This is a genomic window from Streptomyces humidus (assembly GCF_014649655.1).
Taxonomy (GTDB): domain Bacteria; phylum Actinomycetota; class Actinomycetes; order Streptomycetales; family Streptomycetaceae; genus Streptomyces; species Streptomyces humidus.
The window spans coordinates 270,059-295,622 of the sequence record NZ_BMTL01000004.1; the positions used below are offsets into that span (position 1 = coordinate 270,059).

Annotated in this window: 26 protein-coding genes, 1 tRNA gene and 1 pseudogene; 15 read left to right on the forward strand and 13 right to left on the reverse strand. The window is 71.8% G+C overall.

Annotated elements, in window-relative coordinates; translation table 11 throughout:
* The 4 genes from IE239_RS06295 to IE239_RS06310 form a co-directional block, all read right to left on the reverse strand.
* Positions 1-471, reverse strand: coding sequence for a copper chaperone PCu(A)C (locus IE239_RS06295; RefSeq protein WP_373308062.1), 471 nt, complete (start codon positions 469-471; stop codon positions 1-3).
* The gene (locus IE239_RS06300; protein WP_190148245.1) at positions 468-1,115 is read right to left on the reverse strand and encodes an SCO family protein; all 648 of its coding nucleotides are present in this window, start codon (positions 1,113-1,115) and stop codon (positions 468-470) included. Before IE239_RS06300 ends, IE239_RS06295 begins: the two co-directional genes overlap by 4 nt.
* Before the next feature lie 161 nt (positions 1,116-1,276).
* The gene (locus tag IE239_RS06305; RefSeq protein ID WP_190148246.1) at positions 1,277-2,038 is read right to left on the reverse strand and encodes a YcnI family copper-binding membrane protein; all 762 of its coding nucleotides are present in this window, start codon (positions 2,036-2,038) and stop codon (positions 1,277-1,279) included.
* A gap of 127 nt (positions 2,039-2,165) precedes the next feature.
* On the reverse strand, positions 2,166-3,047 hold the full coding sequence (locus IE239_RS06310) for a hypothetical protein (protein WP_190148247.1): 882 nt from the start codon (positions 3,045-3,047) through the stop codon (positions 2,166-2,168).
* A 241-nt stretch (positions 3,048-3,288) separates the two neighbouring features.
* On the opposite strand from IE239_RS06310, the gene IE239_RS06315 reads away from it, so the two are divergent.
* Complete coding sequence (locus tag IE239_RS06315) at positions 3,289-3,744, forward strand: ATP-binding protein (RefSeq protein ID WP_190148248.1); 456 nt, start codon at positions 3,289-3,291, stop codon at positions 3,742-3,744.
* Between the two features lie 99 nt (positions 3,745-3,843).
* On the opposite strand, the gene IE239_RS06320 is transcribed toward IE239_RS06315, so the two are convergent.
* Together IE239_RS06320 and IE239_RS06325 are read right to left on the reverse strand one after the other, a co-directional pair.
* Positions 3,844-5,301, reverse strand: a complete 1,458-nt coding sequence (locus tag IE239_RS06320; RefSeq protein ID WP_190148249.1) for an aminopeptidase P family protein — start codon at positions 5,299-5,301, stop codon at positions 3,844-3,846.
* Positions 5,302-5,391: 90 nt separating this feature from the next.
* Positions 5,392-6,948 (reverse strand): PP2C family protein-serine/threonine phosphatase, encoded by a 1,557-nt coding sequence (locus tag IE239_RS06325; RefSeq protein WP_190148325.1) that lies wholly within the window; start codon positions 6,946-6,948, stop codon positions 5,392-5,394.
* Between the two features lie 523 nt (positions 6,949-7,471).
* On the opposite strand from IE239_RS06325, the gene IE239_RS06330 reads away from it, so the two are divergent.
* A complete protein-coding gene (locus IE239_RS06330; protein WP_190148250.1) occupies positions 7,472-8,137 on the forward strand; it encodes a bifunctional DNA primase/polymerase in 666 nt (221 codons plus the stop codon).
* Positions 8,138-8,193: 56 nt separating this feature from the next.
* Positions 8,194-8,787 carry a hypothetical protein gene (locus IE239_RS06335; protein WP_190148251.1) on the forward strand — a complete coding sequence of 198 codons (594 nt, stop codon included), beginning with the start codon at positions 8,194-8,196 and terminating at the stop codon, positions 8,785-8,787.
* Positions 8,788-9,063: 276 nt separating this feature from the next.
* Here IE239_RS06335 and IE239_RS06340 read toward each other — a convergent pair whose 3' ends face one another.
* The 3 genes from IE239_RS06340 to IE239_RS06350 form a co-directional block, all read right to left on the reverse strand.
* Positions 9,064-10,029: a DUF5926 family protein gene (locus IE239_RS06340; RefSeq protein WP_190148252.1), complete on the reverse strand. Its 966-nt coding sequence runs from the start codon at positions 10,027-10,029 to the stop codon at positions 9,064-9,066.
* A gap of 329 nt (positions 10,030-10,358) precedes the next feature.
* Positions 10,359-10,997, reverse strand: a complete 639-nt coding sequence (locus tag IE239_RS06345; RefSeq protein ID WP_190148253.1) for an ATP-binding protein — start codon at positions 10,995-10,997, stop codon at positions 10,359-10,361.
* 274 nt (positions 10,998-11,271) lie between these two features.
* Entirely contained in the window at positions 11,272-12,108 is an 837-nt protein-coding gene (locus tag IE239_RS06350; protein WP_190148254.1) for a glycerophosphodiester phosphodiesterase, read from the reverse strand.
* A gap of 284 nt (positions 12,109-12,392) precedes the next feature.
* On the opposite strand from IE239_RS06350, the gene IE239_RS06355 reads away from it, so the two are divergent.
* Positions 12,393-14,024 carry a S1C family serine protease gene (locus tag IE239_RS06355; protein ID WP_190148255.1) on the forward strand — a complete coding sequence of 544 codons (1,632 nt, stop codon included), beginning with the start codon at positions 12,393-12,395 and terminating at the stop codon, positions 14,022-14,024.
* 320 nt (positions 14,025-14,344) lie between these two features.
* Here IE239_RS06355 and IE239_RS06360 read toward each other — a convergent pair whose 3' ends face one another.
* Together IE239_RS06360 and IE239_RS06365 are read right to left on the reverse strand one after the other, a co-directional pair.
* Positions 14,345-14,653 carry a transposase gene (locus tag IE239_RS06360; RefSeq protein WP_268254490.1) on the reverse strand — a complete coding sequence of 103 codons (309 nt, stop codon included), beginning with the start codon at positions 14,651-14,653 and terminating at the stop codon, positions 14,345-14,347.
* A gap of 153 nt (positions 14,654-14,806) precedes the next feature.
* Positions 14,807-15,244, reverse strand: coding sequence for a MarR family winged helix-turn-helix transcriptional regulator (locus IE239_RS06365; protein WP_190148257.1), 438 nt, complete (start codon positions 15,242-15,244; stop codon positions 14,807-14,809).
* A 126-nt stretch (positions 15,245-15,370) separates the two neighbouring features.
* Here IE239_RS06365 and IE239_RS06370 point away from each other — a divergent pair, with 126 nt between their 5' ends.
* The 6 genes and pseudogenes from IE239_RS06370 (at position 15,371) to IE239_RS06395 (ending at position 19,156) form a co-directional block, all read left to right on the forward strand.
* Positions 15,371-15,727, forward strand: a complete 357-nt coding sequence (locus tag IE239_RS06370; RefSeq protein WP_190148258.1) for a hypothetical protein — start codon at positions 15,371-15,373, stop codon at positions 15,725-15,727.
* 232 nt (positions 15,728-15,959) lie between these two features.
* Entirely contained in the window at positions 15,960-16,766 is an 807-nt protein-coding gene (locus IE239_RS06375) for an MBL fold metallo-hydrolase (RefSeq protein ID WP_190148259.1), read from the forward strand.
* A complete protein-coding gene (locus IE239_RS06380) occupies positions 16,757-17,179 on the forward strand; it encodes a nuclear transport factor 2 family protein (RefSeq protein ID WP_190148260.1) in 423 nt (140 codons plus the stop codon). The genes IE239_RS06375 and IE239_RS06380 overlap by 10 nt, the downstream gene beginning before the upstream one ends.
* Positions 17,180-17,324: 145 nt before the next feature.
* Positions 17,325-17,597, forward strand: a pseudogene (locus IE239_RS41830) (nuclear transport factor 2 family protein); the annotation flags it as partial.
* A gap of 118 nt (positions 17,598-17,715) precedes the next feature.
* Entirely contained in the window at positions 17,716-18,867 is a 1,152-nt protein-coding gene (locus IE239_RS06390) for an ABC transporter substrate-binding protein (RefSeq protein WP_190148261.1), read from the forward strand.
* 202 nt (positions 18,868-19,069) lie between these two features.
* A tRNA-Ser gene (locus IE239_RS06395) sits at positions 19,070-19,156 on the forward strand.
* 124 nt (positions 19,157-19,280) lie between these two features.
* Here the strand turns inward: IE239_RS06395 and IE239_RS06400 are convergent.
* On the reverse strand, positions 19,281-19,565 hold the full coding sequence (locus tag IE239_RS06400; protein WP_190148262.1) for a hypothetical protein: 285 nt from the start codon (positions 19,563-19,565) through the stop codon (positions 19,281-19,283).
* A gap of 426 nt (positions 19,566-19,991) precedes the next feature.
* On the opposite strand from IE239_RS06400, the gene IE239_RS06405 reads away from it, so the two are divergent.
* Entirely contained in the window at positions 19,992-20,708 is a 717-nt protein-coding gene (locus IE239_RS06405) for an LAETG motif-containing sortase-dependent surface protein (RefSeq protein WP_229877841.1), read from the forward strand.
* An 83-nt stretch (positions 20,709-20,791) separates the two neighbouring features.
* On the opposite strand, the gene IE239_RS06410 is transcribed toward IE239_RS06405, so the two are convergent.
* A complete protein-coding gene (locus tag IE239_RS06410; RefSeq protein WP_190148263.1) occupies positions 20,792-21,706 on the reverse strand; it encodes a bifunctional DNA primase/polymerase in 915 nt (304 codons plus the stop codon).
* A 193-nt stretch (positions 21,707-21,899) separates the two neighbouring features.
* On the opposite strand from IE239_RS06410, the gene IE239_RS06415 reads away from it, so the two are divergent.
* The 4 genes from IE239_RS06415 (at position 21,900) to IE239_RS06430 (ending at position 25,466) form a co-directional block, all read left to right on the forward strand.
* Positions 21,900-22,943 (forward strand): bifunctional MaoC family dehydratase N-terminal/OB-fold nucleic acid binding domain-containing protein, encoded by a 1,044-nt coding sequence (locus tag IE239_RS06415; protein WP_190148264.1) that lies wholly within the window; start codon positions 21,900-21,902, stop codon positions 22,941-22,943.
* 26 nt (positions 22,944-22,969) lie between these two features.
* Positions 22,970-23,365 (forward strand): MaoC family dehydratase, encoded by a 396-nt coding sequence (locus IE239_RS06420; RefSeq protein ID WP_190148327.1) that lies wholly within the window; start codon positions 22,970-22,972, stop codon positions 23,363-23,365.
* A complete protein-coding gene (locus tag IE239_RS06425; RefSeq protein WP_190148265.1) occupies positions 23,362-24,531 on the forward strand; it encodes a lipid-transfer protein in 1,170 nt (389 codons plus the stop codon). The genes IE239_RS06420 and IE239_RS06425 overlap by 4 nt, the downstream gene beginning before the upstream one ends.
* A 386-nt stretch (positions 24,532-24,917) precedes the next feature.
* Positions 24,918-25,466 (forward strand): SigE family RNA polymerase sigma factor, encoded by a 549-nt coding sequence (locus IE239_RS06430; protein WP_190148266.1) that lies wholly within the window; start codon positions 24,918-24,920, stop codon positions 25,464-25,466.
* Positions 25,467-25,564: the final 98 nt, after the last annotated feature.

Consider the following 25,564-nt stretch of genomic DNA (forward strand, 5'->3'; position numbering starts at 1 on the left):
TCAGTGGCCGGTCTTGGGGTTGTACGTGGCCGACTTCACCGGGATCTCGACCTCGAGCGGATCGGAGGCGGCGAAGTGCAGTCGGACGGTCACGGTCGCGCCCTGTACCGGCTTGTTCTTCAGCATCTCGAACATCAGGTGGTTCCCGCCGCTCTTGAACACGAGTCGACCGTGTGCGGGCACGTCGAGGGAGCTGACCTGCTCCATCGACGACCCGACGGTCTCGTGGAGGGTCACCTGGCCCGCGGCCGGGCTGGTGACGGAGGTCAGCTCGTCCTCGGCGTCGCCCTTGTTGACGATGGTGAGGAAACCGGCGGCCATGGTGTCGGAGACGGGCTGCGGGATGTAGGCGGCCTGGACGGACAGCTCCGCCCTGCCGTCCGTGTCCGACCCGCACGCCGCCAGCAGCAGCGCGCCGGCGACCGCCGTGGCGGGCACGGCGACGAGCCGCGCGGACCGTATCGGCCTCACGGGTTCTCACCCTTGACGATCTTGGGAAGGTCCTTGGTGTAGTCGTCGACCGTGGCGTCCTCGCCGTACAGCAGGTAGCCCGCGTCCGTCTTGGGGGAGAAGGCGACGACCTGGGTGCCGTGGGTGGAGACGATCTTGCCGTTCTTGTCCTTGTGCGGCGCTTCGACGGTGATGCCGAGGCGGTATGCGGCGGCCTGGATGGTGGCGAACTTCCCGGTCAGGCCGACGGCCTGGGGGTCGATGCCCTTGAGCCACTTGCCGAGCGCCGCCGGGGTGTCGCGGTCCGGGTCGGTGGTGACGAACACGACGCGCAGGTCGTCCTGCTCTGCCTTGGGCAGCTGCTTCTTGGCGACGGCGATGTTGTTCATCGTCAGCGGGCAGACGTCGGGGCAGTGGGTGTAGCCGAAGTAGACCAGCGTCGGCCGGCCGGCCGTCTCCTTGCGGAGGTCGTACGGCTTGCCCTGGGTGTCGGTGAGCACCAGGGCGGGCTTGGTGAAGGGCTGGTCGAGCACGGTCACGGCTCGCTTCCCGGTCTCCTGGGAGACGGAGGCCACGGGACTTCCGCTGTCGCTGCCGCCGCAGGCGGAGAGAGTGAGGGTGGCGGCCGCGAGCAGCACGGCCGCGGCGAACGTCTTCTTACGCATAGAGAAATGTCCCAGATGTATGAAATCCGGTGCGCACCGGGGGCCCGGACAGGAGGTACGGATCGGGTGTGCGGAGAGGGGTGTACGGCAGGCCGTGCACCCCGGTGCGCCCCGTCGGGTGCCGGCGTCGGGCGGCGGCTGCCGCCCGACGCGGGCGGGGGTCAGGCCTCGCTGGCGGGGGTGCGGCGGCGGCCGGCGAGCACGCCGTACGCGACGCCGGCGGCGCCGACGACGATGCCGACCACGCCGAGGATCCGGGCGGTGGTGTCGCTGTCGTCGGAGCCGGAGGCCGCCTCGGTCGTGGTGGCGGTCGCCTTGGCGTCGTCGGACTTGTCGGAGGCGTCCTCGGCGGCGGCGCCGTGGTGGCCGTCCTCCGAGGCGGCGGTCAGGGCGAGCACGGGGGCCGGGTTCTCGGGCTCCTCGGCGCCGTCCTTCTGGACCTCGATCCAGCGCACGACCTCCTTGTCGGAGTACGTCTGGATCGCCTTGAAGACCAGTTCGTCGGCGTCCTCGGGCAGGGCGCCGATGGACACGGGGAACTTCTGGAAGAAGCCGGGCTTGACGCCCTCGCCGGTGGCCGTCCAGGTGATCTTGGAGACGGCCTCGGAGATCTGCTTGCCGTGCACCTCGAGGGGCTTGGCGAGCTTCGCCTTGGTGACCTCGATCTTCCAGCCCTGGATGGGCTCGGGCAGCGCGGAGGCCAGCGGGTGGTCGGTCGGGAAGGCGACCTCGAGCTTGGCGGTCGAGGCGTCGTCCCGCTCGTTGGGGACCTTGAAGTCGACGACCGCGTAGCCGCCCTTGGCCGCGGCGCCCTCGGCGGCGACGCTGACGTGGGCGAGGGCGGGCGAGGACAGGGCGAGGACGCCGGCCCCGGCGACGGTGGCGGCGGCGATGACACGGGCGGTGAGACGAGAGGTCTTCATGGCGGGGAGCACTCCACTCCGAGTGAGTCGGTGACTGGGGAGGCGTGTGCACGGACGTGCGCACGCGCGCGTGCCGCACGACGGCGGCCGCTCTCCCCGGTCGTGGTGGAGTGCTGGTCGTGTCGCGTCAGGCAGCGAGGGCGAGAGCGGACGCGTGCGGCGGGCCCCGCCTGATCACGGAGTGCTGGAGGGCGGTGATGCGGGGAGCGGCCGGCGTGAGCAGAGCGGCGCACGGGACGCGCGGTCCCGCTCCGGGCGCGGTCGGCAGCCCCGCGAGCAGGGCGCGCACCAGCGCGAGCGCCCCGCGCAGGGACCGTACGAGCGCGCCTTCGGCGACTCCGTGGGCCGACAGGGCGAGCAGCCGCAGCAGGGCGGTGTCGCCGCGTCGCAGCAGCCAGCCGGCGGCGACGGCCGCCAGGACGTGGCCCAGCAGCATCGGCAGGGAGGGCAGCGGGGAGATCGGCGAGCCGGCCGCGGACAGGACGTCCGTGGGATGGCGCATCGAGCCCATCCCGGTCATGCCGCTCATGGCTGTCGTGCCGCCGCCGCTGCCGGCTCCGGCTCCGGCTCCGGCAGGGTAAAGCCGCGCGTTCACCAGGATCTTCTGGGCCTCGGCCGGGCTGAGCGCGGCCGCCGTGGCCCCGCACACCAGCCGCGCCGCCCGGGCGACGAGCGTGGCGTCCGTCCCGGACAGCGTGGCGGAGGCGTCGGCGGAGAGCGCGGCGGACCCGGAGACGGTGTGCTGACCGAGTCCGAAGAGGGTGTGCAGCGCGGTCTGTCCGACCGCGAGCAGCGCCGCGATGCCCGGCAGCGAGCGCTCGCGCCCGGCGAGCGGCGCCACGACCGCGAGGACGCCCAGGAATCCCGCGCCCAGCGTCCACAGCGGGATGACGGCGCAGGTGGCCGTCGAGTGCGCGGCGGCGGCCAGCAAGACGCAGACCGCGGCGAACACCGCGGCCCGCAGCAGCCGTAGATCGCGACCGGAGCGTTCGCTGTAGGGGGCAGTCATGGCGCGCTCATCATCGCACTGGGCTCACCCCGGCCACACGGCAGGTCCATAAGGTCCCCGCCACGTGGAAGATCACCGTCTGGTGTGACTGGTACTGCTGATGCCGTCGAGTCCCGCATACACCGATTCCAGGCCTGAGCGCATCCCCCATATGGGCGGCATCACGCGGAAACCGCGCTTACATACGGCCCGGTGCGGCAATACGTATCGGTATGTCGAGCCGCAGCCAGGAGGCTGGAGCATGAGCATCTGGTGGTCACTCCATCTGCGGCGCGAGGCCGCGAGCGTTCCGCTCGCCCGCCGCCTGCTGCTCGGCACCATGGAGACGGCGGGCGTCGATCCCGACGTCAGCTACGACCTCTCCGTGGCCCTGAGCGAGGCCTGCGCCAACGCCGTCGAGCACGGCGGCGACACCGCGCGCGGCGGCCGTTCGGGGGCGTACCGCGTCACCGCGTACCTCGACGGCGAGAAGTGCCGGATCGAGGTCGCCGACTCGGGCCCGGGGTTCACCGCCGAACGTCCCGCGCCCGTACCGGTGCGCGCGAGCCCCGAGGCCGAGCACGGCCGCGGCCTTTTCCTCATCCAGGAACTCGCCGACCACGTCCACATCGGCAACAAGCCGGGGCGCGTCGGGACGGTGGTGAGCTTCGACAAGATCCTCAAGTGGCGCAAGGACGCGCCGCTGATGGCTGTGTGACCAGCCGTCAGTTCGGCCGGCCGCCGCTTCCACGACCCGCAGCAGGCACGAAGGCCGGACGCCGCAGGGGCGCCCGGCCGTCGATCGGACGTCAGCCCGTCAGTTCGTCAGCGAGGCCATCCAGCTCTCGACCTCGTCCGACTGCCGGGGCAGCGCGGCGCTCAGGTTCCGGTTGCCGTCCTCGGTGACGAGGATGTCGTCCTCGATGCGGACGCCGATGCCCCGGTACTCCTCGGGCACGGTGAGGTCGTCGGCCTGGAAGTACAGCCCGGGCTCGACGGTCAGCACCATGCCGGGCTCCAGCGTGCCGTCGACGTAGGACTCCACGCGCGCGGCGGCGCAGTCGTGGACGTCCATGCCGAGCATGTGCCCGGTGCCGTGCAGCGTCCAGCGGCGCTGCAGCCCGAGCTCCAGGACCCGCTCGACCGGACCCTCGACCAGGCCCCACTCGACGAGCCGCTCGGTCAGCACGCGCTGCGCCGCGTCGTGGAAGTCGCGGTACTTGGCGCCCGGCTTCACCGCGGCGATACCGGCCTCCTGGGCGTCGTACACGGCGTCGTAGATCTTCTTCTGGATCTCGGTGAAGCGGCCGTCGACCGGCAGCGTGCGCGTGACGTCGGCGGTGTAGTACGTGTGGGTCTCGACGCCCGCGTCCAGCAGGAGCAGATCGCCCGGGCGCACCGGCCCGTCGTTGCGCACCCAGTGCAGCGTGCAGGCGTGCGGGCCCGCGGCGGCGATGGTGCCGTAGCCGACGTCGTTGCCCTCCACCCGCGCGCGGAGGAAGAACGTGCCCTCGATGTAGCGCTCGCTCGTCGCCTCGGCCCTGTCGAGGACCTTCACGACGTCCTCGAAGCCGCGGACCGTCGAGTCCACGGCCTTCTGCAGCTCACCGATCTCGAACGCGTCCTTGACGAGCCGAGCCTCGGAGAGGAAGACGCGCAGCTCCGCGTCGCGCTCGGCGGTGACCTTGTCGGTCAGGGCCGCCTCGATGCCCGCGTCGTGACCGCGCACGACGCGCACGGGCCCGGTGGCCTCGCGCAGCCGGTCCGCCAGCTCGCGCACGTCGGAGGCCGGGATGCCGTACAGCTGCTCCGCCTCGCCGAGCGAGTGCCGGCGGCCCACCCACAGCTCACCCTGGCCGGACAGCCAGAACTCGCCGTTCTCGCGGTCGGAGCGGGGCAGGAGGTAGATCGTGGCCTGGTGGCCGTCGGCGACGGGCTCCAGCACGAGCACGCCGTCCTCCGTCTGGTTGCCGGTCAGGTACGCGTACTCGACGGAGGCGCGGAAGGCGTACTCCGTGTCGTTGGAGCGCGTCTTCAGGTTGCCCGCGGGGATCACCAGGCGCTCGCCCGGGAAGCGCGCCGAGAGCGCGGCGCGGCGGGCGGCGGTCTCCGCGGCCTGGACGATCGGCTCCAGGTCGCGCAGCTCCGTGTCGGCCCAGCCGGACTTCATGCTCTCGGCCAGCTCGTCGGACACGCCCGGGTACAGGCCGTTCTTCCGCTGCTTGATGGGCTCTTCCGACTCTTCCGGGGTCTCCGGGGTGAGCTCGTCGGCCACGGTCATCCTCCTAGATACGGCACTGGACCCCCTCCATCGTACGGTCGTACGTAAGGGGGTCCAGGGGCGAAGGACCTGTTGCCGGGCCGGTCACCCGCAGTCGGCGCCGCCGTGCTCGAAGCGTGCCGCCAGCAGCACGACGTCCTCGTCGCTGTCCTGCTCGGCCTGCCCGTCCGGCAGGAGGGTGCGCAGTACGTGGTCGGCGATCGCGCCCGGGTCCTGGCGCAGCGGCCTGGGCACCCCGGCGGCGGCCGCGTGCAGCCGGGCGAAGGCGCGGTCGACGGGTTCGCTGGTGCGGCGCAGCAGACCGTCGGTGTAGAGCAGGACGGTCTCGCCGGGCTCCGCCTCCAGCTCCACGCTGGGAGCCTCCCAGCAGGCCAGCATGCCCAGCGGCGCGGAGACGGAGGTCTCCACGAACTCCGTGCGCCGCTCGCCGACCAGCAGCGGCGGGCAGTGCCCGGCGCCGGCCAGGGTGATCTTGCGCAGGGCGGGCTCGCAGTAGGCGAACAGGGCGGTGGCGGACCGTGCGGGTTCGGTCAGCCGCAGCAGCAGCTCCAGGTCGGACAGGACGGCGACGGGATCCTCGCCCTCCATGACCGCGTACGCCCGCAGGGAGGCGCGCAGCCGGCCCATCGCGGCGACGGCGCTCGGCCCGGACCCGGTGACCGATCCGACGGCGAGACCCAGAGCCGCGTCCGGCAGCGGCAGCGCGTCGTACCAGTCGCCGCCCGCGCGCGGGCCGGTGCGGTGCCGGGCGGCGAGCTGGACGCCGGGCACCCGCGGCAGCCGGGACGGCAGCAGTTCCTCGGTCATCGTCTTCATGCACACGCGTGTGCGTTCGAGTTCCACGAGGCGGGACAGATGCTCCGCCGCGTACCGGACGTACAGGCCGGCCAGGTGGCGCTGGCGTTCGCCGGGCTGGGCGGGCTCGTCGTAGAGCCACACGGCCGCGCCGAGCCGGCCCGGCGCGCCGTCGGCCTGCAGCGGCAGCGCGTAGCTGGCGGCGTAGCCGAGGCGGGCGGCCACCTCGCGGTGGCGGGGGTCCAGGCCGTCCCTGGCGAGCAGGTCGGGCTCGGCGATCTCCCTCTCGCCGCCGGGCAGTCCGTCGAGGATCCGGCCGTAGGACAGGGCGCTGCGCGGCACGGTCTCGATGTGACCGAGGTCGGCCCGGCCGAGGCCCAGGCCGATCGTGCGGTCGGGGCCGAGCCGGTCGGCGGGTTCCAGGACCACGAGACCGCGGCGGGCGCCCACGAGGGCGGCTCCGGCGTGCAGCAACTCCGTCAGGGCGTCCGCCAGCACGTCGGTGCGGGCCAGGCGTTCGGTGAGTTCGTGGAGGGTGGTGAGGTCCGAGACCCAGCCGGCGAGCCGGTCCGTCAGCACGGCTCCGGGAGCGGAGGGGATCAGGGGGCCGGAGGGGGGCGCGGGGACCGTGGCGGTGCCCGGTGCGGCGGACGCGGGCGGGACAGTGTGTGCGGGCGAGGGAACCGTTGAATCGATTCCAGCCACTTTCGGAGGGTGAGGGGCGTTCATGGTGTCCGGCTCTCGGACCGGAGCATATTGCTCAAAAGCATCGCAAACCCCCATGTCATTCTGCGCCGCTAGCGGTGTCTCCACATGTACACGCACTCGTGAGGGGATGTCCAGCATTGTCCTGCTGGGATTACTGGTGTCCGCGGGGTCTTTGGCAGAATCACGCACGGTTCTTCCGGCTCCCTTGCGAAAATGCAAAGTTGGCTTAAAACTGCCTCGGGTAACGGTTGATTGCGGTCGACTGGGTTTGCTCGACGGAGCGTCACAGCGGTTGCGATGGGTACGTACTCGGTAAGGGCCGGGGTCGTCGGGAGCTCGTACGGAGCCTCCCGGAACCTGGTGACCGGACCGGGCGTCATAGTCATCGACGACCGTGCCCCATCCTCCCGTGGCGGAGGCGGAGAGAAATACGCGCGACGCCAAACGCCAGACTTCGCCACCCCACGCCACGCCCAGGCATAAGAGGGACGCAAGTCGGACGGAGTGGCCGCGGAAGCGGTCGCCACCTCGCCCCCGAGGGGTCCCCCTTGTCCAGGACAGGGTGTGATGCGCCACAAGGTACGCACAGTGAAGTGATCGACACATGGTGTGATGTGACCCTCGGTGTTGCCAGCGGTGCAACGGAAAGGAACGAGCGCTCATGCGCGAGATCCTCGGAAAGCGACGCAGGCTGCTGTCCCGGCGCGGCAACGGAGGGCCCGAACTGCTCGACGCGGCCCTGACGTTCGCGACGCAGTGGCAGTGGCCCGTCCTCCCGGGGGCGACGGCGGACCAGCGGAGCACGTCCCGCTGCACCTGCCCCGACCCGGAGTGCACGGTCCCCGGCGCCCATCCCTTCGACCCCGGCCTCCTCGCGGCCACCACCGACGCCCGCATGGTGCGCTGGTGGTGGGGCAACCGACCGGCGTCACCGATCATCCTGGCCACCGGGGGCACGGCTCCCTGCGCGGTCAGCCTCCCGGCCCTCGCCGCCTCGCGCGCTCTCGTGGCGCTCGACCTGCAGGGCATGCGCCTCGGGCCGGTGGCGGCCTCTCCCACCCGCTGGTTCTTCCTGGTGCGCCCCTACTCGATGGAGCAGCTCGGCGAGCTCCTCTACGCCAAGGACTTCGTCCCCGGCTCACTGCGCTTCCACGGTGACGGCGGGTACATCCCCCTGCCGCCTTCGGAGACCGGCCGCGGCGACATCCGGTGGGAGCGCGCGCCGCTGCCCGGCTCGGCATCGCCGTGGGTGCCCGATGTCGAGGCCCTGGTCGACGCCGTCGTCGACGCCCTCACTCGTACGGGTGTGAGCGCCCCCGAGTTGTAGGGGTGTCGGGCGTGCGCCGGGCGAGGCGCCCGGATCCGCCCTCTATCTTCCGCTGCATGAACCTTCGTCTCCTCGCCCTCGGGGGCGCCGTGGCAGGCGCGATCGCACTGCCTCTGGCCATGGCGTCCGCGGGGCCGGTCGGCGACGGGGGGCGCGCGGCCGAGGGAACCGTCACCCGCGCGCTCGGCATGAGCGACCCGCGCGCCACCCGTGTGAGGGGCCCGGATGCCGGGGAGCGCGCCGATCCCGAGACGCCGTCCGTCGCGCCGTCCCGGTCGCCCCTGCTGCTCGGCCTGGGTCTGGCCACCGCCGCCCGCTGCGGCCCCGAGCTCACCTCCCGCGACGGAGTGGAGGCGCAGACCTGCGTGCTGTCCCAGGGCGAGGACACCTGGGCGCGCACCTACTACCGCAACGCCACCGGACGCTCCCTGGACGCCTCCCTGAGCCTCATGGGACCCGCGGGGCGCACGGTGCGGACAAGCTGCGCTGTGGGTGCCGAGGACGAACCGCGCTCCTGCGAGACGCCCCATGAGCGGAGCCGGGGGAACCTGCCGGCCTACACGGCGGTCGCGGAAATCTCCCGGGCGTCCGGCGACGGGCCGCTGCTGTTGCGCACCGGCAGCAACTTCCGCACGGACAAAGGCAGTTGAGGCCGACCGCCTCCCTGTGAGCGGATTCGCGCACGGAAAAACCCGGTTGCTGGCGACGGGGGATGCACCAGCAACCGGGCTACTCGAACGGTAACAAGAGATCCGCCCTGCGCAAATTCGATCTCTTGTTTTCCTCGGCTTTCCGGACACGGGCGAATCGGCTCTTCTGGCGTCGACTCGCCTTGTGCGAACGGCAGTTGTGAGCAGGCTCACTCCGGAGATTCGGACTGGAATGCTGAACGGCTGCTCAATGCAACCCAGTTGCAGTCCCGGACGTCAGCTGAGCGTCACCTGCCGGTTGGTGAGGCCGCCGCGTGCGCGACGCTCGTCCGCCGTGAGCGGTGCGTCCGAGGCCAGGGCGACGGCGAGCCGCTCGGCGAACTCGGCGGCCGGCTTCTCCACGTCGTCCGCGGTGACCGCGCTGGGCAGGTCCCACACGGGCACCGTCAGGCCGTGCGCCCGGAAGGAGCCCACCAGACGCGTGCCCTCCCCGAGGCCGGCCCGCCCGGCGGCGTGCAGCCGCGCGAGGGCGTCCAGAAGCTGCTCCTCCGGGTACGGCATGACCCAGCGCAGATGGTTCTTCTCCGGCGTCTCGCACCAGTACGCGGAGTCCACACCGGTCAGCTTGACGGTCGGGATGGCAGCGGCGTTGGCCCGCTCCAGGGAGGCGGCCACCTCCGGCGCGGCGTTCTCCGGGTCCGGCACCCAGAACTCGAAGCCGCTGTGCACAACCGGCGCGAAGGCGCCCTCGGGGTCGAGCAGGTCCTGCATCCGCGGACCGCCGGCCGGGGCGCGACGCGCCTGGACCGGGGTACCCGGGTCCGCTTCCAGCGCGCGCCGCAGGGTGTCGGCCAGGTCGCGGCTGATGTCGCCGGAGGGTGTGTCGTTCTGCAGACCGAGCAGCACCGAGCCGTCGTCGCGGCGCAGGGCGGGCCAGGCCATCGGCAGCACCGTGGCGAGCGTGACCGACGGGACGCCCTCGGGCAGGCCGTCTCTGAGGGTCAGCTCCACCGTGGCGGCCGGCACCAGCTCGCGCAGCGCCACCCAGTCGCCCTCGCCCGGCAGCCCCTCGAAGGGGCGCTGCACCAGCTCGGTCGCGGCGTGTGCGGCGGCCCGGCCGTGGCAGGCCTTGTAGCGGCGGCCGCTGCCGCAGGGGCAGGGCTCCCGCGCGCCGACCACCGGGATGTCCGCGTCGGTGAGCTGCGGCCGCTTGGCCGTCGTCTGGGGTCGCTTCTTGGCCACTGGGTGTCTCCCGGGTACGGCTCGTCTGGTACGGCGGGAGCCTAGCCGTTCGCACGCTCCGTCACGGGAACCTGTGGACGACGCACGGCTTGTGGACGAGGGGACGGCTCGTCGACGACGCGCCGTCGCGGGCCACGGACGGCTCGCGGGCGACACGGCTGCGGACGAGGACGCGCCGCCCCGCCGACGGAGCACGACCGCGCCGACGAAGCGCGACCCCGCCGACGGCGTGCTGCCCCGCCGACCTGCGCGTGGATGACGCACGGGCCGGGCCGGGGGCGCCGCGCGGCCGACGGTCTCCGACCGCCGGCCTTGCGCGGTCCACGGATCTAGTCCATGTCGTCGAACACGTCCACGAAGTCCAGGCCGGGCATCGACGCGACAGCGGGGGCCGCGACCCGGGACGCGAAGTCGTCGCGCCGGCAGCCCGCGTCGGGGTCGTACACGTCCGCGTGGACGACGACCCACACCGTGACCTCGCCGCGGGCGTCGTCGCGGACGCCCCAGTCGTCGGCCAGAGCCGTGATGATGTTGAGCCCACGGCCGCCGTGCGCGGTGACGGACGGGGTCGCCGGAGCCGGGCGGGTCGGACCACCGCCGTCGGTCACCTCGACCAGCAGCCGGCCGCCCGGATCGACGCGCCAGGCGGCCCGGACGTCGCCGTCCCCGGCGAGGGCCTCGCCCAGGGGTCTGCCGTGCTTGCAGGCGTTGCTCAAAAGTTCGGAAAGGATCAGTACGGCGTCGTCGATGACCGATTCCGACACCCCGCCCCTGCGCAGTTGATCGCGCATGCGGTGTCTCGCGTTCCCCACGCCCGCAAGACCATGGGGTACGGCCATGCTCGACGACGCGGGCACCTCCTGTGCCACCACCAACGCCACCCCCGAGACCTCCTTCGCCCCACGCCACGGTGTGGATGCCCCATTGGCCTGTACCGGAAACCGGCCAATGCGGGTCCGAGGACGCATTCGGAACGGTCGAACACGGAGCGAACGCGCCGGAGCACTCCCTGTGAGGGGCTGGTCAGTGAGTGGCCGGATGTGAACGGTATGGCTGAGAACGGAGAATGCTGTAGGTGGCGCTGTGGGTCAAGAGGTGTGGATGGGGCTTCTGGGACTTGTGTGACTTCCCGGCGGCGACGAGGGCTCCGTGAGCGCTGCTCCCGAGGTACTTCGAGAGCTGCTCCGGGGATCGCCCCGGGCCGCCGGACGAAGCCGGTCCGGATTCGGGCGGGAGCCAGGCTCAGCGGCCCAGGCGTCGCAGGGTCGCGCGCGGGCGGTTGGTGATGATGGCGTCGACGCCCAGCCCGACGCAGATATCGACGTCCGCCGGTTCGTTCACGGTCCACACGTGCACCTGGTGCCCGGCCTGCTTCAGGCGCTCGATGTACGCCGGGTGGTTGCGCACGATCCGGATCGAGGGGCCGGCGATCCCGACCCCCGCGGGCAGCCGCCCGTCGCGCAGCCGGGGCGAGACGAACTGCATCAGGTAGACCGCCGGGATCGTGGGCGCGGCGGCCTGCACGCGATGCAGCGAGCGTGCCGAGAAGCTCATGATCCGCACCGGCGATTCGGCCGCCGAGGCCGGCGCGTCCAGGCCGAACCGCTTGAGCAGCGCCAGCAGCCGCTCCTCCACCTGTCCGGCCCAGCGGGTCGGGTGCTTGGTCTCGATGGCCAGTTCGACCCGTCGGCCCGCGTCGGAGACGAGCTCCAGCAACCGTTCCAGGGTCAGGACCGACGTCTCCTCGCGGTCCTCGGGCCGGACCTCCCAGTCGGGGTCCTCCTCGCGCGCGTGCCAGGCCTCGTGCGCCTCCTTCGTCTTCCAGGAGCCGAAGTCCAGTGCCGCGAGGTCGGCGAGTTCCAGGGCGGAGACCGCGCCACGTCCGTTGGACGTACGGTTGACGCGGCGGTCGTGCACGCAGACGAGATGACCGTCCGCGGTCAGCCGTACGTCGCATTCGAGGGCGTCCGCACCGTCCTCGATCGCCTTCTTGTACGCGGCCAGAGTGTGCTCGGGAGCCTCCTCGGAGGCGCCCCGGTGGGCGACGACTTGAATGTGGTGCTGCCGTGCGTGAGTCACGGCGTCATCGTGCCACCGTCGGCCCGTCGTCTGAGAACCCTCTGAGATCTTCCGAAGATGCGCGCTTATTGTGCGTATTGACCCTTATAAAGAAAGACCGAGGACCCACAGGCACCGCTTATGGTGCTCTGACGGCCCGTGGGAAAAGCTGAGACGTACAAAAGGACATGCGACAGCTTCAGCGCGCCGGGTAGGGGAAGAAACGTGCGACGGAGCGCGCCGAGCGCCGACGAGCATGACCCAGCGCGACCGCCGAAGACAGCCGTGGATCGAGGAGAAGAGCTGTGAGCACCGAGAACGAGGGCAAGAGCGAGGGCACTCAGGTACCCCCGGCCCCGTCCGCACCCCCCGTGCCGGTGGAGTCTCCCTCGGCCGCCTCACAGGCGCCCGCGCCGGACGCCGGCGCGCCCACCACCCCGCTGCCTGCGGCGCCGGACGCCGGCCGGGCGGGAGCGGCCGGCACGGCCGGAGCGCCCGAGGAAGGCTGGCCTCCGCCCGGCCCGCCGCGGACGGCGCCCGCCGCGTCCGCTCCGGTCGACGGGGACTGGCCGCCGCCGGCCGTCCCCCACGCCTCCTCCGGGTATGAGTCCGCATCGCCCCATGGCGGCCCGCCCGCCCCCGGGAGCGACTGGCAGAACCCGCCCCAGGCAACCCCCCTGTACGCCGAAGCCGGTGCGGGCCCGCACGCGTACGGCGCCGCAGGTGCAGGTGCAGGTGCAGGCGCAGGTGATGCCGGCGCCGGCGGGGGCAGCGGCACCGTCTGGGGGGCCTCCTACCAGCAGCCCGCGCCCAAGCCGGGCCGTGGCCGCGGCGGGCTCGTCGCCGCGGTCCTGGTCGCCGCGCTGGTCGCCGGCGGCCTGGGCGGCGGCCTCGGCTACACCCTGGCCAGGAACGACGACAACAGCGGCTCCACCACCGTCTCGGCCTCCACCAGCGGCGGCGACGTCAAGCGTGATCCCGGCACGGTCGCCGGCGTGGCCGCCAGGGCGCTGCCCAGCACGGTCACCATCGAGGCGGAGTCCAGCAGCGGCGAGGGCGGTACCGGCACCGGTTTCGTCTTCGACACCCAGGGCCACATCCTCACCAACAACCACGTGGTGGCGGAAGCGGTCAACGGCGGCAAGCTGACGGCCACCTTCCCGGACGGCAAGAAGTACAACGCCGAGATCGTCGGTCACGCGAAGGGCTACGACGTCGCCGTCATCAAGCTGAAGAACGCCCCCTCGGACCTGAAGCCGCTCACCCTCGGCAACTCGGACAAGGTGGCGGTCGGAGACTCGACGATCGCGATCGGCGCCCCCTTCGGGCTGTCCAACACCGTCACCACGGGCATCATCAGCGCCAAGAACCGCCCGGTGGCCTCCAGCGACGGCTCCGGCAGCTCCTCCTCCTACATGAGCGCCCTGCAGACGGACGCCTCGATCAACCCGGGCAACTCCGGCGGCCCGCTGCTGGACGCCTCGGGCAACGTCATCGGCATCAACTCCGCTATCCAGTCCACCGGCGGCGGCGGGCTGGGCGGTACCACCCAGTCCGGCTCGATCGGCCTCGGCTTCGCCATCCCGATCAACCAGGCCAAGTACGTCGCCCAGCAGCTGATCAAGACCGGCGAGCCCGTCTACGCCAAGATCGGCGCGTCGGTCTCGCTGCAGGAGGGCTCGGGCGGCGCGAAGATCACCGACACGGCGGAGGGCGGCGCCTCGGCGGTCGAGACCGGCGGCCCGGCCGACCGGGCCGGCCTCAAGCCCGGCGACGTCATCACCAAGCTCGACGACATGGTGATCGACAGCGGCCCTACCCTCATCGGCGAGATCTGGACCCACCAGCCCGGCGACAAGGTCACGATCACCTACGAGCGCAGCGGCAAGACCCACACGGTGGACCTCACCCTCGGCTCCCGCAAGGGCGACAACTGACCCCTCGCGCGCTACCTCCCGTACCTCCCCGGGCGCGGCGACCACGGGCCCCACGCGCGTGTGCTCCGAAGACGTCGAAGACGTCGACGAACAGGGGAGGCCGAGAGGTGCGGGGCAGGGGAAGCCGGTTCGCCGTCAGGGCGGACCGGCGGCCAGGGGCAGCGGGCGATCCCCGGTCGACCGCCCGCAAGCCTCGCGCGACGCCGGAGTGCCGGTAAGGCTGTATCCGCTCCGCCCCGGGTGGGCCGGGGCGGAGGTGGGTTGCCCGAGCGGCCTGAGGGAACGGTTCCCCAGATGCGGGTGCGCATCGGCCGGCGCTCTCACCTGGGCCGGGTCGGGTCGGGCTGGGCCGCGAAAAGAGCCGAGGTCGTCCGCAGGACCTCGTTCGCCCGCTTGAGCCGGGCACTCTCCTTCCGCAGAGCCGCCGACTCCTCACGCTCGGCGGTGGTGAGCATGTCGTCTCGCTCGCCGGCATCGGCCTCGGCCTGACGGATCCAGCCGCGCAGAGCCTCGTGGTGCACGCCGAGTTCCTCGGCCATGCGGCGGATCACGGGCTTCGGCTCGGCGGTCCGGTACATCCGAACCGCACGCTCGCGCAACCCCAGCGGGCACTTCCTCGGGGCAGGCACTGTCCGGGCTCATCTCACGAGACCCATCTGACTTTCTGTCACCCGTCCCCGCATCTCGGGGGAACCTCAAACCGACGACCGTCATGTGGAGCCAGAGGCAGGCTCTGGCGGCGTCCGAAGCCCGCGACGGTGATCCGGATCAAGGACGGGAACTTACGCGTTCGCGTCGCGAAGCGTGCGCAGGATGCGCTCGAGGTGGCGGCGGTCCTCGGTTGAGAGTGGCCCGGCGAGGTGGTTGCGCAGGTGGGAGACGTGGGCGGTCAGTGCGTGGTCGAGCGCCTGACCGCCCTTGTCGGTCAGTACGGCGAGTGCGGCTCGTCGGTCGGCGGGATCGGGGTCGCGGCGGATGAGTCCTTCCTTTTCCATGCGGTCGGCGAGCCGGGTGAAGCCGCCCGAGCTGAAGGACACGGCCTCTGCCAGGTCCGACATGCGGAGCTGGTGGCCGGGGGTGCGGCCCAGTCGCAGCAGCACTTCGAACCAGGTATGCGGTATGCCGAGATCGCGGTTGACCAGGGGCTTGATACGGCTGTGGGCCTCCACGAAGAGACCGAAGAGTGTCACGTCGTCGTCGTTCAGCAGTTGCTCGTTCACTCCTCAAGGATGGCAGAAGGGCATGAGTGGAAGAAACTGCTATTGCAATATCTGTTGCAGCAGATATATTGTCTGCGTCAGCAGATACTTCCGTCGTGTCCACCCCACAGATGTGGAGTCCGCCCCATGGGAAAGCGCGTCCTGGCCGCCTTCGGCGTCGTAGCTCCCATGGAAGGCGTCCTCGTGTCCGGGCTGTCTGCGGCGCCCGCTTCGGCGGACGCCGTCACCTCCTCCACCGCCGAGCGGACCGGCTCGAGCGAGGAGGCCCGGTCACGGGTGCTGCGGGTGGCCTGGCCGCAGACCGGCGCCCCTCCGCAAGAACGCTCCGCACCAGGCCGCCGTCAAGCCGTACCTGAGCCGGCCGCTGTCCAGGGACGCGCAGGAGCGCGCAGTCGCGCCCGCACGGACGTCGCCCCGCCCGCCGGCCGCAGGGGCATCTTCGACCACGCCACCATGAACCCGCTCGGCCCGGCCGGTTCATGAGCGACCGCGCTGCCCTCGACCGTTACAGGGCCCGCCTCAGGCTCTCCGTCGGCGATGTCCACGGCACCGACCCGTCCCGTCCCACGTCTTCAGCCTCCACCCGATCGACCGGCAGGGCGCCCAAGGCTGAACCCCTGCTCCACACGGGCTGCCCGCCTCGACCCGGTTCATGTCGTACACGTCGCCGCGAGGCGATTTCCCCGACCATCACCCTTCACCTGAGGAAGCACGCATGAGCACTCTCTCCTTCAAAGTCCTCGACCTCGACTTCCCGGCCGGCAGCAAGAACAAGACGGCCACCCTCGTCACCGGCGAGAGCGAGGCCCTGCTGGTGGATGCGGCCTTCACCCGCGCCGACGGCCACCGCCTGGCCGCCGAGATCCTCGACTCCGGCAAGACCCTCACCACCGTCTTCGTCTCCCACGGCGACCCCGACTTCTACTTCGGCGCCGAGGTGATCGCCGACGCCTTCCCCGAGGCGAGGTTCGTCGCCACCCCGATCGTCATCGAGCACATCAAGCACTCCTACGAGGGCAAGCTGAAGGCCTGGGCGGCGCTCGGCCCGAACCTCCCCACCCGCCTGGTCGGCCTGGAGCCGCTCACCGGCGACCTCACCCTGGAGGGCCACCGCTTCGAGCTCAGGGGCGGCCCGGCCGGCCTGCCCGACCGCCACTACCTGTGGCAGGCCGAGCACCGCGCCCTGCTCGGCGGTGTCCTGCTCTTCCAGCAGGAGCACGTCTGGGTCGCCGACACCCCCACCCCCGGCGACCGCGCCGCCTGGATCGACCTGCTCGACGAGATGGCCGCCCTCGACCCGCACCTGGTCGTCCCCGGCCACCGCCTCCCCGGCACCGCGGCCGACGGCTCCGCCATCACCGCCACCCGTGACTACCTGATCGCCTTCGAGGAGGAGCTGGGCAAGGCCGCCGACGGTGCCGCGCTGAACGACGCCCTCGTCAGGCGCTTCCCGGACAACGGCATGCTGATCGCCGCCCAGATCGGCTCGAAGGTCGCCAAGGGCGAGATGAAGTGGGGCTGACCGTGAGCGAGTTCGCCATCTCGACCGCGCCCGCCGACGTCGTCCGCCGCCAGTACCTGGCTTCGGCCGCCGGGGATCTGGACGCCCTGCGCGCCACCCTCGCCCCGGACGTGGAGTGGACGGAGATGGCCGGCTTCCCGCTCGCCGGCACCTACCGCACCCCCGAGGGCGTCACCTCCAATGTCATGGAGAAGCTCGGTCAGGACTGGGACGGCTGGGCCGCCCACGACGACACCTATGTCGTCGACGGCGAGAACGTCGTCGTGCTCGCCCGCTACACCGCCGTCAACAAGGCCACCGGCAAGCCGATCCACGTCCGCGTCGCCCACCACTTCGTCGTACGCGGTGGACTCATCGTGCGCTTCGAGCAGTTCGTCGACACCGCGCTCGTCCGCGACGCCATGACCGACTGAGCCGTACCGCACCCGTCACCCCAGGCAGGAGACACGTATGTCTGCCGCGGACAACAAGGCGCTCGTGATCGCCTTCTACGAGCAGGCCTTCAACGACCACCAGCCCGAGGCCGCCGCCACCGCGTAGCTCGGCGACAGCTACACCCAGCACAACCCCGAGGCGCAGGACGGCCCGGGAGCCTTCGTCGGCTATGTCCACTGGCTGCGCGGGCAGTTCCCCGACCTGCGCCTGGACATCAAGCGGGCCATCGCCGAAGGGGACTTGGTGGTCACCCACAGCAACCTGCACCTCAAGCCCGGCGACCGGGGCATGGCCGTCGCGGACTTCTGGCGCGTCGTCGACGGGAAGATCGTCGAGCACTGGGACGTGATCCAGGAGGCGCCCGAGAAGAGCGCCAACGACAACACCATGTTCTGACCCCACAGCAGCAGCACGGCACTCGTGCCGTACGCGGGTGCCGTGCTGCTCCGCTGCCGTGGTCCAGGCGCACCCGACAGACAACCGAACAGAACAGACAGAGAGGCTTCCCCCCACCATGACCAGCCTTCCCAGCCGACGCCGCCTGCTTGCCACCGGAGCGGGCGCCGCTCTCGGCCTCGGTGTCGCCACTGCCTCCGTCACCCCCGCTCAGGCCGCCACCGGCCAAGCCTCTGCGGGCCGCGTGGCAACGGGCGGCGCCGAGGAGAACCGGACTCTTGACGAGCTCTACCGGGCAGCCCTCGCCGAGGGCGGCAAGCTCGTGATCTACGCCGGCGGCGACGTCTCCAGCCAGGCGGACGGGATCCGCAACGGCTTCAAGAGCCGCTTCCCGGACATCGACCTGACGGTGGTCGTCGACTACAGCAAGTTCCACGACGTCCGCGTCGACAACCAGTTCGCGACCGACACCCTGATACCCGACGTCGTACAGCTCCAGACCGTGCAGGACTTCGTGCGCTGGAAGGAGCAGGGTCGCCTGCTCGCCTACAAGCCGGCCGGTTTCTCCAAGCTCTACGCCCCCTTCAGGGACCCGCACGGCGCGTGGGTCGCCGTCCAGGTCAGTGCCTTCAGCTACATGTACGGTCCCGCCGCGGTCGGCTCCGACATCCCCAGCGGTCCGCTCGACCTGGCCGACGCCCGCTGGAAGGGGAAGATCGCCTCCTCGTACCCGCACGACGACGACGCGGTCCTCTACCTCTACACCCTCTACGTGGAGAAGTACGGCTGGGACTGGCTCGCTCGACTGGCCACGCAGGACCTTCAGTTCGCCCGCGGCAGCTACACCCCGAGCGCGGCCGTCACCAGCGGCCAGAAGGCCATCGGCATCGGCGGGTCCGGCGCGCCGCTGTCCACCGGGCCGGTCAAGTGGGTACTGCCCGAGCAGGCGCCGTTCATGTCCTGGGGACAGCGGGCCGCGATCCTCAAGCAGGCCGAGAACCCCACCGCCGCCAAGCTGTACCTGAACTGGCGGCTCTCCCTCGAGCAGCAGAAGGCCGCCACCAACGGCTGGTCCGTCCGCACCGACGTCACCCCGCCGAGCGGGCTGAAGCCCGTCTGGGAGTACCCCAACGGCAACCTCGACGGCTTCCCTCGCTTCATGGCCGACCGCGCGGCGATCGAGCGCTGGAAGCAGACCTTCGCCCTGTACTTCGGTGAGGTGAAGGGCGACCCCTCACCGGGCTGGCTCGGCCTGCACCCCGGAGCCTGACCGCCGACCGGCGCCGCCCGGCCCCGCACTCCCCGCGCGATGGGCCGGCGGCCCGGCAATTCCGGACCAGGGATCTGCTGCAGCGGGCCGGTGGCGCCAACGAGCCGGAACCGAGCCGGCGGACCCCGTGTGGACCATGGCCTCCGTGAAGCGCACGATCCCGGTACGCTGTACCCGCTCCGCCCCTGGTGGGCGGGACCGAGGTGGGTTGCCCGAGCGGCCTAAGGGAACGGTCTTGAAAACCGTCGTGGCAGCGATGTCACCGTGGGTTCAAATCCCACACCCACCGCAGGTGAACGGCCCCTGACCTGGGAGAGAGGTCGGGGGCTTGTTCATGTCCCGAGTGCTGTGAAGCACTGCGGTTCCCCGTGGGTTCCCGGGCGGCCGGGCACGCGAGGGGCACGCGTCGCTTGTCACTCCTGGGCCCAGTCGAACGGCATGGGGGCGCCTGCCGGGATCACCCACGGGTGGGGGTACCGGGCCTGACAGCCGGTGCAGCGTGCGACGAACGGTCCTATGTCGGGGTTGGTCAGAACGCTGTAGTGGCCGGACGCCTCGGCGGGGAGCACGTAGCCGTTCGCTGTCGTCTCCAGACCAGGCCATGCCGGAGAGCACCGGCAGAGCCGTTCCCCTGCGAATGGCGCGCCCTCAGCAGTCTTCGTCGTGCGCTTGAACAGGTCGGTGAAGGTCTCACGCATGGACACGGCGGACTCGCGTTTCGCAGCGGGTGATCTGGCGGCGCTGAGATTACAGCGCGGTCGGCGGAGCGGCTTCGGGCGGGAGCCGCCCTGGGGCGAGTGATCATGGCCCGCAAGTTTCCGGCCGGTAGGTCGCGGGTGTCGAGTCCAGCGAGAAGCAGGAGGCCGTGCTGCCGGCGCCGGGATGGCCGGCCGGCCGGGGCGGACGGCCGGAGGGCTACTGCCACCGGCAGGTGAACCGGGCTTGCTTGACCGTTTATTGACGGGTGCACAGGTGATCATTGCCGTCTGTTCACCCCGCCTTGGTCTGCGGCGATGTGTGTTTGACGGAGAACTTCAAGGGGTCCTGAGGGCTCGTCCGGCCGTGTCGTCGGCCGGTGTTCCCGGGACCCGTTCCGTCGCATCCTGATCGACTCAAGGACAAGTGTGTCTCGTTCAACCCGCGCCGCCACGGCGGTCCGCGTCATGGGCACGTTCGCGGCTTCGGCCGCGCTCGCCGTCGGCGCCGCCTCCACGGCACTCGCGAGCAGCATCGGCGACTTCTCCGCGGCCGCCGTCTGCGGTCCGCACGGCAGCGGCGTCATCCGCGTCACAGACAAGGATGCCTCCGGCACGCCCGCCACCGTCTCCCTGTTCCTCCAGCTGAACCAGCCCATCAACAATCTGCGCCTCATCGACACCAAGAGGATCGAGCACCCGACCGCGCGGGGCGTCACCGTCGATCTCATTCCCCTGGACTGGTACGCCGGCGAAACGTTCCAGGTTCACGTCAAGGCAGCCGACCAGGTCGACGACGACATCGAGCCTCTGGTCGTCGTCCAGGACGAGTCCTGCGCGACCGTCGGCCCGTCGGCGTCGGCGTCCACCGCGCCGTCCGGGCGACCGTCGGCGTCGTCTTCTCCGTCGCCGTCCTCGGCCTCCGTTCCGCCGTCCTCTCCGCCGTCCTCCGTGCCGTCCGGCGCTTCGGCCGCTCCGGTGCAGGGCGGCAGCGGTCCGTCGCCCGCGGGCGGTGGCACCGACCTTGCCGAGACCGGGGCGAACAGCGGTACTCCGGTGGTCGCCGGTGTCGCCGCCGCGCTGGTTGTCGTCGGTGGCGGCACCGTCCTCGCGGTGCGCCGTCGCAGGGTGCCGCGCTCCCACTGACGGCGGGCCCGCGCTCACGCCGGCGTCGGACCCGGCGTCCGGACCCTGAGCCGCATCCGGCTCAGGGGCGGGTCCGGCGCGCGTCAGTTCTGGGTGCCCGGGGTGTCACGGGTCGGGCGATGCGTGGTCATGCGTGCCGCCGACGCGATCGTGCCCCGAGCCTCTCTCGACGGCAGGCCCGTTCTCAGGGCGGCGGCGATCAGGTCAGCGGTCAGCTCGGGGCCGATGCCGTCCTCGTACGCCCGGCAGGCCGCCCAGAACAGCCGTGTGTTGCGCTGCCCTTCATGGGCGGCCAGGACGAACTGGACCAGCCCGCGGCCGTGCGCGCCGCCCGCCGTCGGGCCGGTTGCGCCGGAGCGGGACGGCCGCGGCGGCAGCAGCAGGCGAAGCAGGGCGCGCGGGCAGGGCGCGGGGGCGAGGTGCGCGGTCCCGGGGGCGGTGGCGTAGGCGCCGTGGACGGTGCGGGAGCCGGGGCCGACCAGGTACCCGCCGGCGCCCCGGATGTCGATGCCGGGGGCGAGACGGCCCGCCGAGTTGGGGACGACGACGTCCGGCGGCCCGGTGAGCCACAGGTGCCTGCCGCCGGACGGGGTGAGGACGATGATCGTGGGCGGGATGGTGAACCGGTGGCGCAGGGCGAGGGCGTGCAGCGCGGCCGCGGAGTCCGTGTCCGACTTGGTGTCCAGGTCGACGCCGACGAGGTGGTGCGGGGGCAGGCCGCAGGCGATGCCGTAGCCGGTGGCCCAGGGCGCGGCGGCGAACAGTTCGCGGATGCGGGCCGGGTCGGTCGAGGCGTCGTGGACGCCGTGGCCGAAGAGGCCGCACTCGCCGTGGCACGGCGGCCCGGCCGGGGCGGGAGCGTCGCGGTGGGGGGAGCGCAGGGCCGGGAGTTTCGTCCGGGACAGGGGTATGACGGCCAGGCCGCGTTCGGCGGCCGAGAGCGCGTGGGCGAGGGCCAGGGTGGCGGCCTGCCGGGGGTACCGGTCGGTGGTGGCCATGACATCAGTGTCGTACTTGTGTTCGATGAAGGAAAGGGGGCGGTCGGCTGCGCGCCCGGGGCGGCGCTTCTGTGCCGCCCCGGGCGCGGGCGGTGTTTCTGTGCGGCCGCGCAGACGTTCCCGTGCGGCGACGACCTTGACAGGCGACCGTTTCTGACGGACAGTCAGAAACTGTCTTGGAAGGAGTGCGGCCGTGGACGACGACCAGCTCCACCTGCGGCTCAAGGCCTACGAGGGCCGTCCCGCCGCGGTCGCCGGCGTGGGCCGGGATCCCGTCAACGCGCCCATGATCCGGCACTGGTGCGAGGCGATGGGCGACGTCAACCCGGCGTACACCGGCCCCGGCGCGATCGCCCCGCCCACCATGCTCCAGGCGTGGATCATGGGCGGCCTGAGCGGCCACGAGGGACGGGCACAGGCCTACGACGAGCTGCTGGCCCTCCTCGACGAGGCGGGTTGCACCGCGGTGGTCGCCACCGACTGCGAGCAGGAGTACGTGCGCCCGCTGCGCCCCGGGGACGAGGTCGCCTTCGACACGGTGATCGAGTCGGTCTCGCGGCGCAAGACGACCAGGCTCGGCGCCGGATACTTCGTGACGACACGGACCGAGGTCCGCGTGGGCGGGGCGCTCGTCGGCACCCACCGTTTCCGCATCCTCAAGTACGCGCCCGCCGCCGCACGGGAGCCGGAACCCGGGACGACGGCGAAGACGAAGACGACGGCGAAGACGAAGACGACGGCGGTCAAGCCGGCGGCACCGGCACCGGCACCGGCAACAGCGTCGGCAGCGGCACCGGCACCAGCGTCGGCGCCGGCACCGGCGAAGCAGTCGGAGCTTCGGCCGCGTCCCGTCGTCAACCGCGACAACGCCGGCTTCTGGGCGGGAGTGCGCGACCACCGCTTCCTCATCCAGCGCTGCGCCGCCTGCCGCACCCTGCGTTTCCCCTGGCTGCCCGGCTGCAACGCCTGCGGTTCCGCGGAGTGGGACACCGTCGAGGCGGGTGGCGAGGGCACTGTCTTCTCGTACGTCGTGATGCACCATCCGCCCTTCCCGGCGTTCTCCCCGCCCTATGCGGTGGGGCTGATCGAACTCGCCGAGGGCGTCCGCGTGATCAGCGACGTCGTCGACGTGCCCTACGACAAGGTGCGCATCGGGATGCCGGTGGCGCTGGAGTTCCGGGTCTTCGACGACGAGCTGACACTGCCCGTGTTCCGCGCGAGGGAGGGGGCCGCGTGAACGTTCCGCGTGAGGGAGGGGGCCGGGTGGAGGCCGGCGACGAGCTGCCGCCGCTGGAGATCGCGGTCACCCGGACCCTGATCGTCGCCGGAGCCGTCGCCTCGCGCGACTACCAGGACGTCCACCACGACCCCGAGGCCGCCCGGCGCAAAGGGTCACCCGACATCTTCATGAACATCCTCACCACCAACGGCCTGGTCGGCCGCTACCTCACCGGCTGCTTCGGCCCCGCGGCGGTGCTCCGCAAGGTCGCCATCCGGCTCGGTACGCCCAACTACCCGGGGGACACCATGGTGTTGAGGGGCCGGGTCGAGGAGGTCGACGGCGACACGGCCGTGGTGCGGGTCACCGGGGACAACGGTGTGGGCCGGCACGTCACGGGGACGGTCACGCTCACTCTCCCCCGGGAGCCCGGCGCGTGAGCGGGCGCGGGCGGGACCTTCTCGGCGGCCGGGCCGCGATCGTCGGGATCGGGGCCACGGAGTTCTCCAAGGACTCGGGCCGAAGCGAGCTGCGGCTGGCGGCGGAGGCGGTGCGGGCGGCCCTGGCCGACGCGGGCCTCACACCCGCCGACGTGGACGGCCTGGTGACCTTCACGATGGACACCAGCCCGGAGATCACCGTGGCGCAGGCTTGCGGCATGGGTGAGCTGTCCTTCTTCTCCCGGGTCCACTACGGCGGCGGGGCGGCCTGCGCGACGGTGCAGCAGGCGGCGCTCGCCGTGGCGACGGGCGTGGCCGAGGTCGTCGTCTGCTATCGCGCCTTCAACGAGCGTTCGGGGCGCCGTTTCGGGTCGGGCGTGCGGCATCGGGAACCGTCCGCGGAGGGGGCGGCGCTCGGCTGGTCGCTGCCGTTCGGGCTGCTCACGCCCGCCTCCTGGGTGGCGATGGCGGCGCAGCGGTACCTGTACGCCTACGGGCTGAGCGCGGAGGAGGCCTTCGGACCCGTCGCCGTCACCGCCCGGCGGCATGCGGCGACGAACCCGGCGGCGTACTTCCACGGCCGTCCGATCACGCTCGCCGACCACGCGGCCTCGCGCTGGATCGCCGAGCCGCTCCGGCTGCTGGACTGCTGTCAGGAGACGGACGGCGGTCAGGCGCTGGTCGTCACCACACTGGAGCGGGCTCGCGACCTGCCGCGGCCGCCCGCCGTGATCGCGGCGGCGGCGCAGGGCGCGGGCCGGGCCCAGGAACAGATGACCAGCTTCTACCGGGACGACCTGACGGGACTGCCGGAGACGTCCGTGGTCGCCCGTCGACTGTGGCGCGGCTCAGGGCTGTCGCCGGCCGACATCGACGTGGGCATCCTGTACGACCACTTCACGCCGTTCGTGCTGATGCAGCTGGAGGAGTTCGGCTTCTGCGCCCCCGGCGAGGCGGCGGCCTTCGCGGCGGAGGACCGGCTGCCGCTCAACACCCACGGCGGTCAGCTCGGGGAGGCGTACCTGCACGGGATGAACGGCATCGCGGAGGCCGTACGACAGCTGCGCGGCACCTCCGTGAACCAGCTGCCGGGGGCCGCTCGGGCCCTGGTGACGGCGGGAACCGGGGTGCCTACGTCGGGCCTGATCCTCGCCTCGGACGGCTGAGCGGCGGGGCGCACGCCCGGGATTCCCGCCGGGTCGACGGCCTGCCGCCCCCAAGTCCGGGGGCCTGGAAGGGAGGGCCGGGGGCCGGGAGCCGGGGCATTCGGCAGTGCCAGGGATCGCCGCGGTCCGGGTGCCCGCCCCCAGGACCACCGGCCGCCCGCAGCACCACCGGCCGTCCCCAGGACCACCGGCCGTCCCACGGGGCCAAGGGGCATCGGCGGGACCAGCGGCCGTCCCGCAGGACCTAGGGTCATCCCGCAGTGGTCGGCGGCTTCTCGTCCACCTTCAGTAGGTGGGGCCTGCACCACCCCTACAACCTGAGACGGACCCGCCTTAGGGACCTGCGGGCGATCCGCGCGGCCGGGGGGCGAACCTAGCGTGGAGCCATGACCACACCCGTGTGCACCAGCGCTTCGAACGGCATGACGCGGCCTTCACCGTACCCGTCGTTCGCGTCGTACGTCAGGGCCCGGCAGCCGGTGCTGCTGCGCACCGCCAGGTCGCTGACCGCGAACCCGAGCGATGCGGAGGACCTGCTGCAGTCCGCGCTCACGAAGACGTACGTCGCGTGGGAGCGGATCGAGGACCACCGGGCGCTGGACGGCTACGTCCGCCGGGCCCTGCTGAACACGCGCACGTCGCAGTGGCGCAAGCGCAAGGTCGACGAGTTCATGTGCGAGGAGCTGCCGGAGCCGGATCCGGTCGGCGGCTGCGACGACCCGGCCGAGCGGCAGGCGCTGCACGACGCCATGTGGCGGGCGATCATGAAGCTGCCCGCGCGGCAGCGGGCGATGGTCGTCCTCAGGTACTACGAGGACCTCAGTGAGGCGCAGACGGCCGAAGTGCTCGACGTGTCCGTGGGCACGGTGAAGTCGGCGGTGTCACGGGCCCTGGGCAAGCTCCGTGAGGACCCTGAACTGGGACTTGTCCGGTAGCGCGCCGTCCCGATGTGCTGACCTGGGCTTTGTCGTGACGTGATCGATCATCGTCAGCTAGTGACATACCGAGTGGTATGTGCGCAGAATCAGCGCAA

Coding starts and splice junctions, on each gene's coding strand:
- IE239_RS06300 (WP_190148245.1), bottom strand. CDS start 1,115: ATGCGTAAGAAGACGTTCGCCGCGGCCGTGCTGCTCGCGGCCGCCACC.
- IE239_RS06305 (WP_190148246.1), bottom strand. CDS start 2,038: ATGAAGACCTCTCGTCTCACCGCCCGTGTCATCGCCGCCGCCACCGTC.
- IE239_RS06310 (WP_190148247.1), bottom strand. CDS start 3,047: ATGACTGCCCCCTACAGCGAACGCTCCGGTCGCGATCTACGGCTGCTG.
- IE239_RS06315 (WP_190148248.1), top strand. CDS start 3,289: ATGAGCATCTGGTGGTCACTCCATCTGCGGCGCGAGGCCGCGAGCGTT.
- IE239_RS06325 (WP_190148325.1), bottom strand. CDS start 6,948: ATGCTGGACATCCCCTCACGAGTGCGTGTACATGTGGAGACACCGCTA.
- IE239_RS06330 (WP_190148250.1), top strand. CDS start 7,472: ATGCGCGAGATCCTCGGAAAGCGACGCAGGCTGCTGTCCCGGCGCGGC.
- IE239_RS06335 (WP_190148251.1), top strand. CDS start 8,194: ATGAACCTTCGTCTCCTCGCCCTCGGGGGCGCCGTGGCAGGCGCGATC.
- IE239_RS06345 (WP_190148253.1), bottom strand. CDS start 10,997: ATGCGTCCTCGGACCCGCATTGGCCGGTTTCCGGTACAGGCCAATGGG.
- IE239_RS06370 (WP_190148258.1), top strand. CDS start 15,371: ATGGGAAAGCGCGTCCTGGCCGCCTTCGGCGTCGTAGCTCCCATGGAA.
- IE239_RS06375 (WP_190148259.1), top strand. CDS start 15,960: ATGAGCACTCTCTCCTTCAAAGTCCTCGACCTCGACTTCCCGGCCGGC.
- IE239_RS06390 (WP_190148261.1), top strand. CDS start 17,716: ATGACCAGCCTTCCCAGCCGACGCCGCCTGCTTGCCACCGGAGCGGGC.
- IE239_RS06400 (WP_190148262.1), bottom strand. CDS start 19,565: ATGCGTGAGACCTTCACCGACCTGTTCAAGCGCACGACGAAGACTGCT.
- IE239_RS06410 (WP_190148263.1), bottom strand. CDS start 21,706: ATGGCCACCACCGACCGGTACCCCCGGCAGGCCGCCACCCTGGCCCTC.
- IE239_RS06430 (WP_190148266.1), top strand. CDS start 24,918: ATGACCACACCCGTGTGCACCAGCGCTTCGAACGGCATGACGCGGCCT.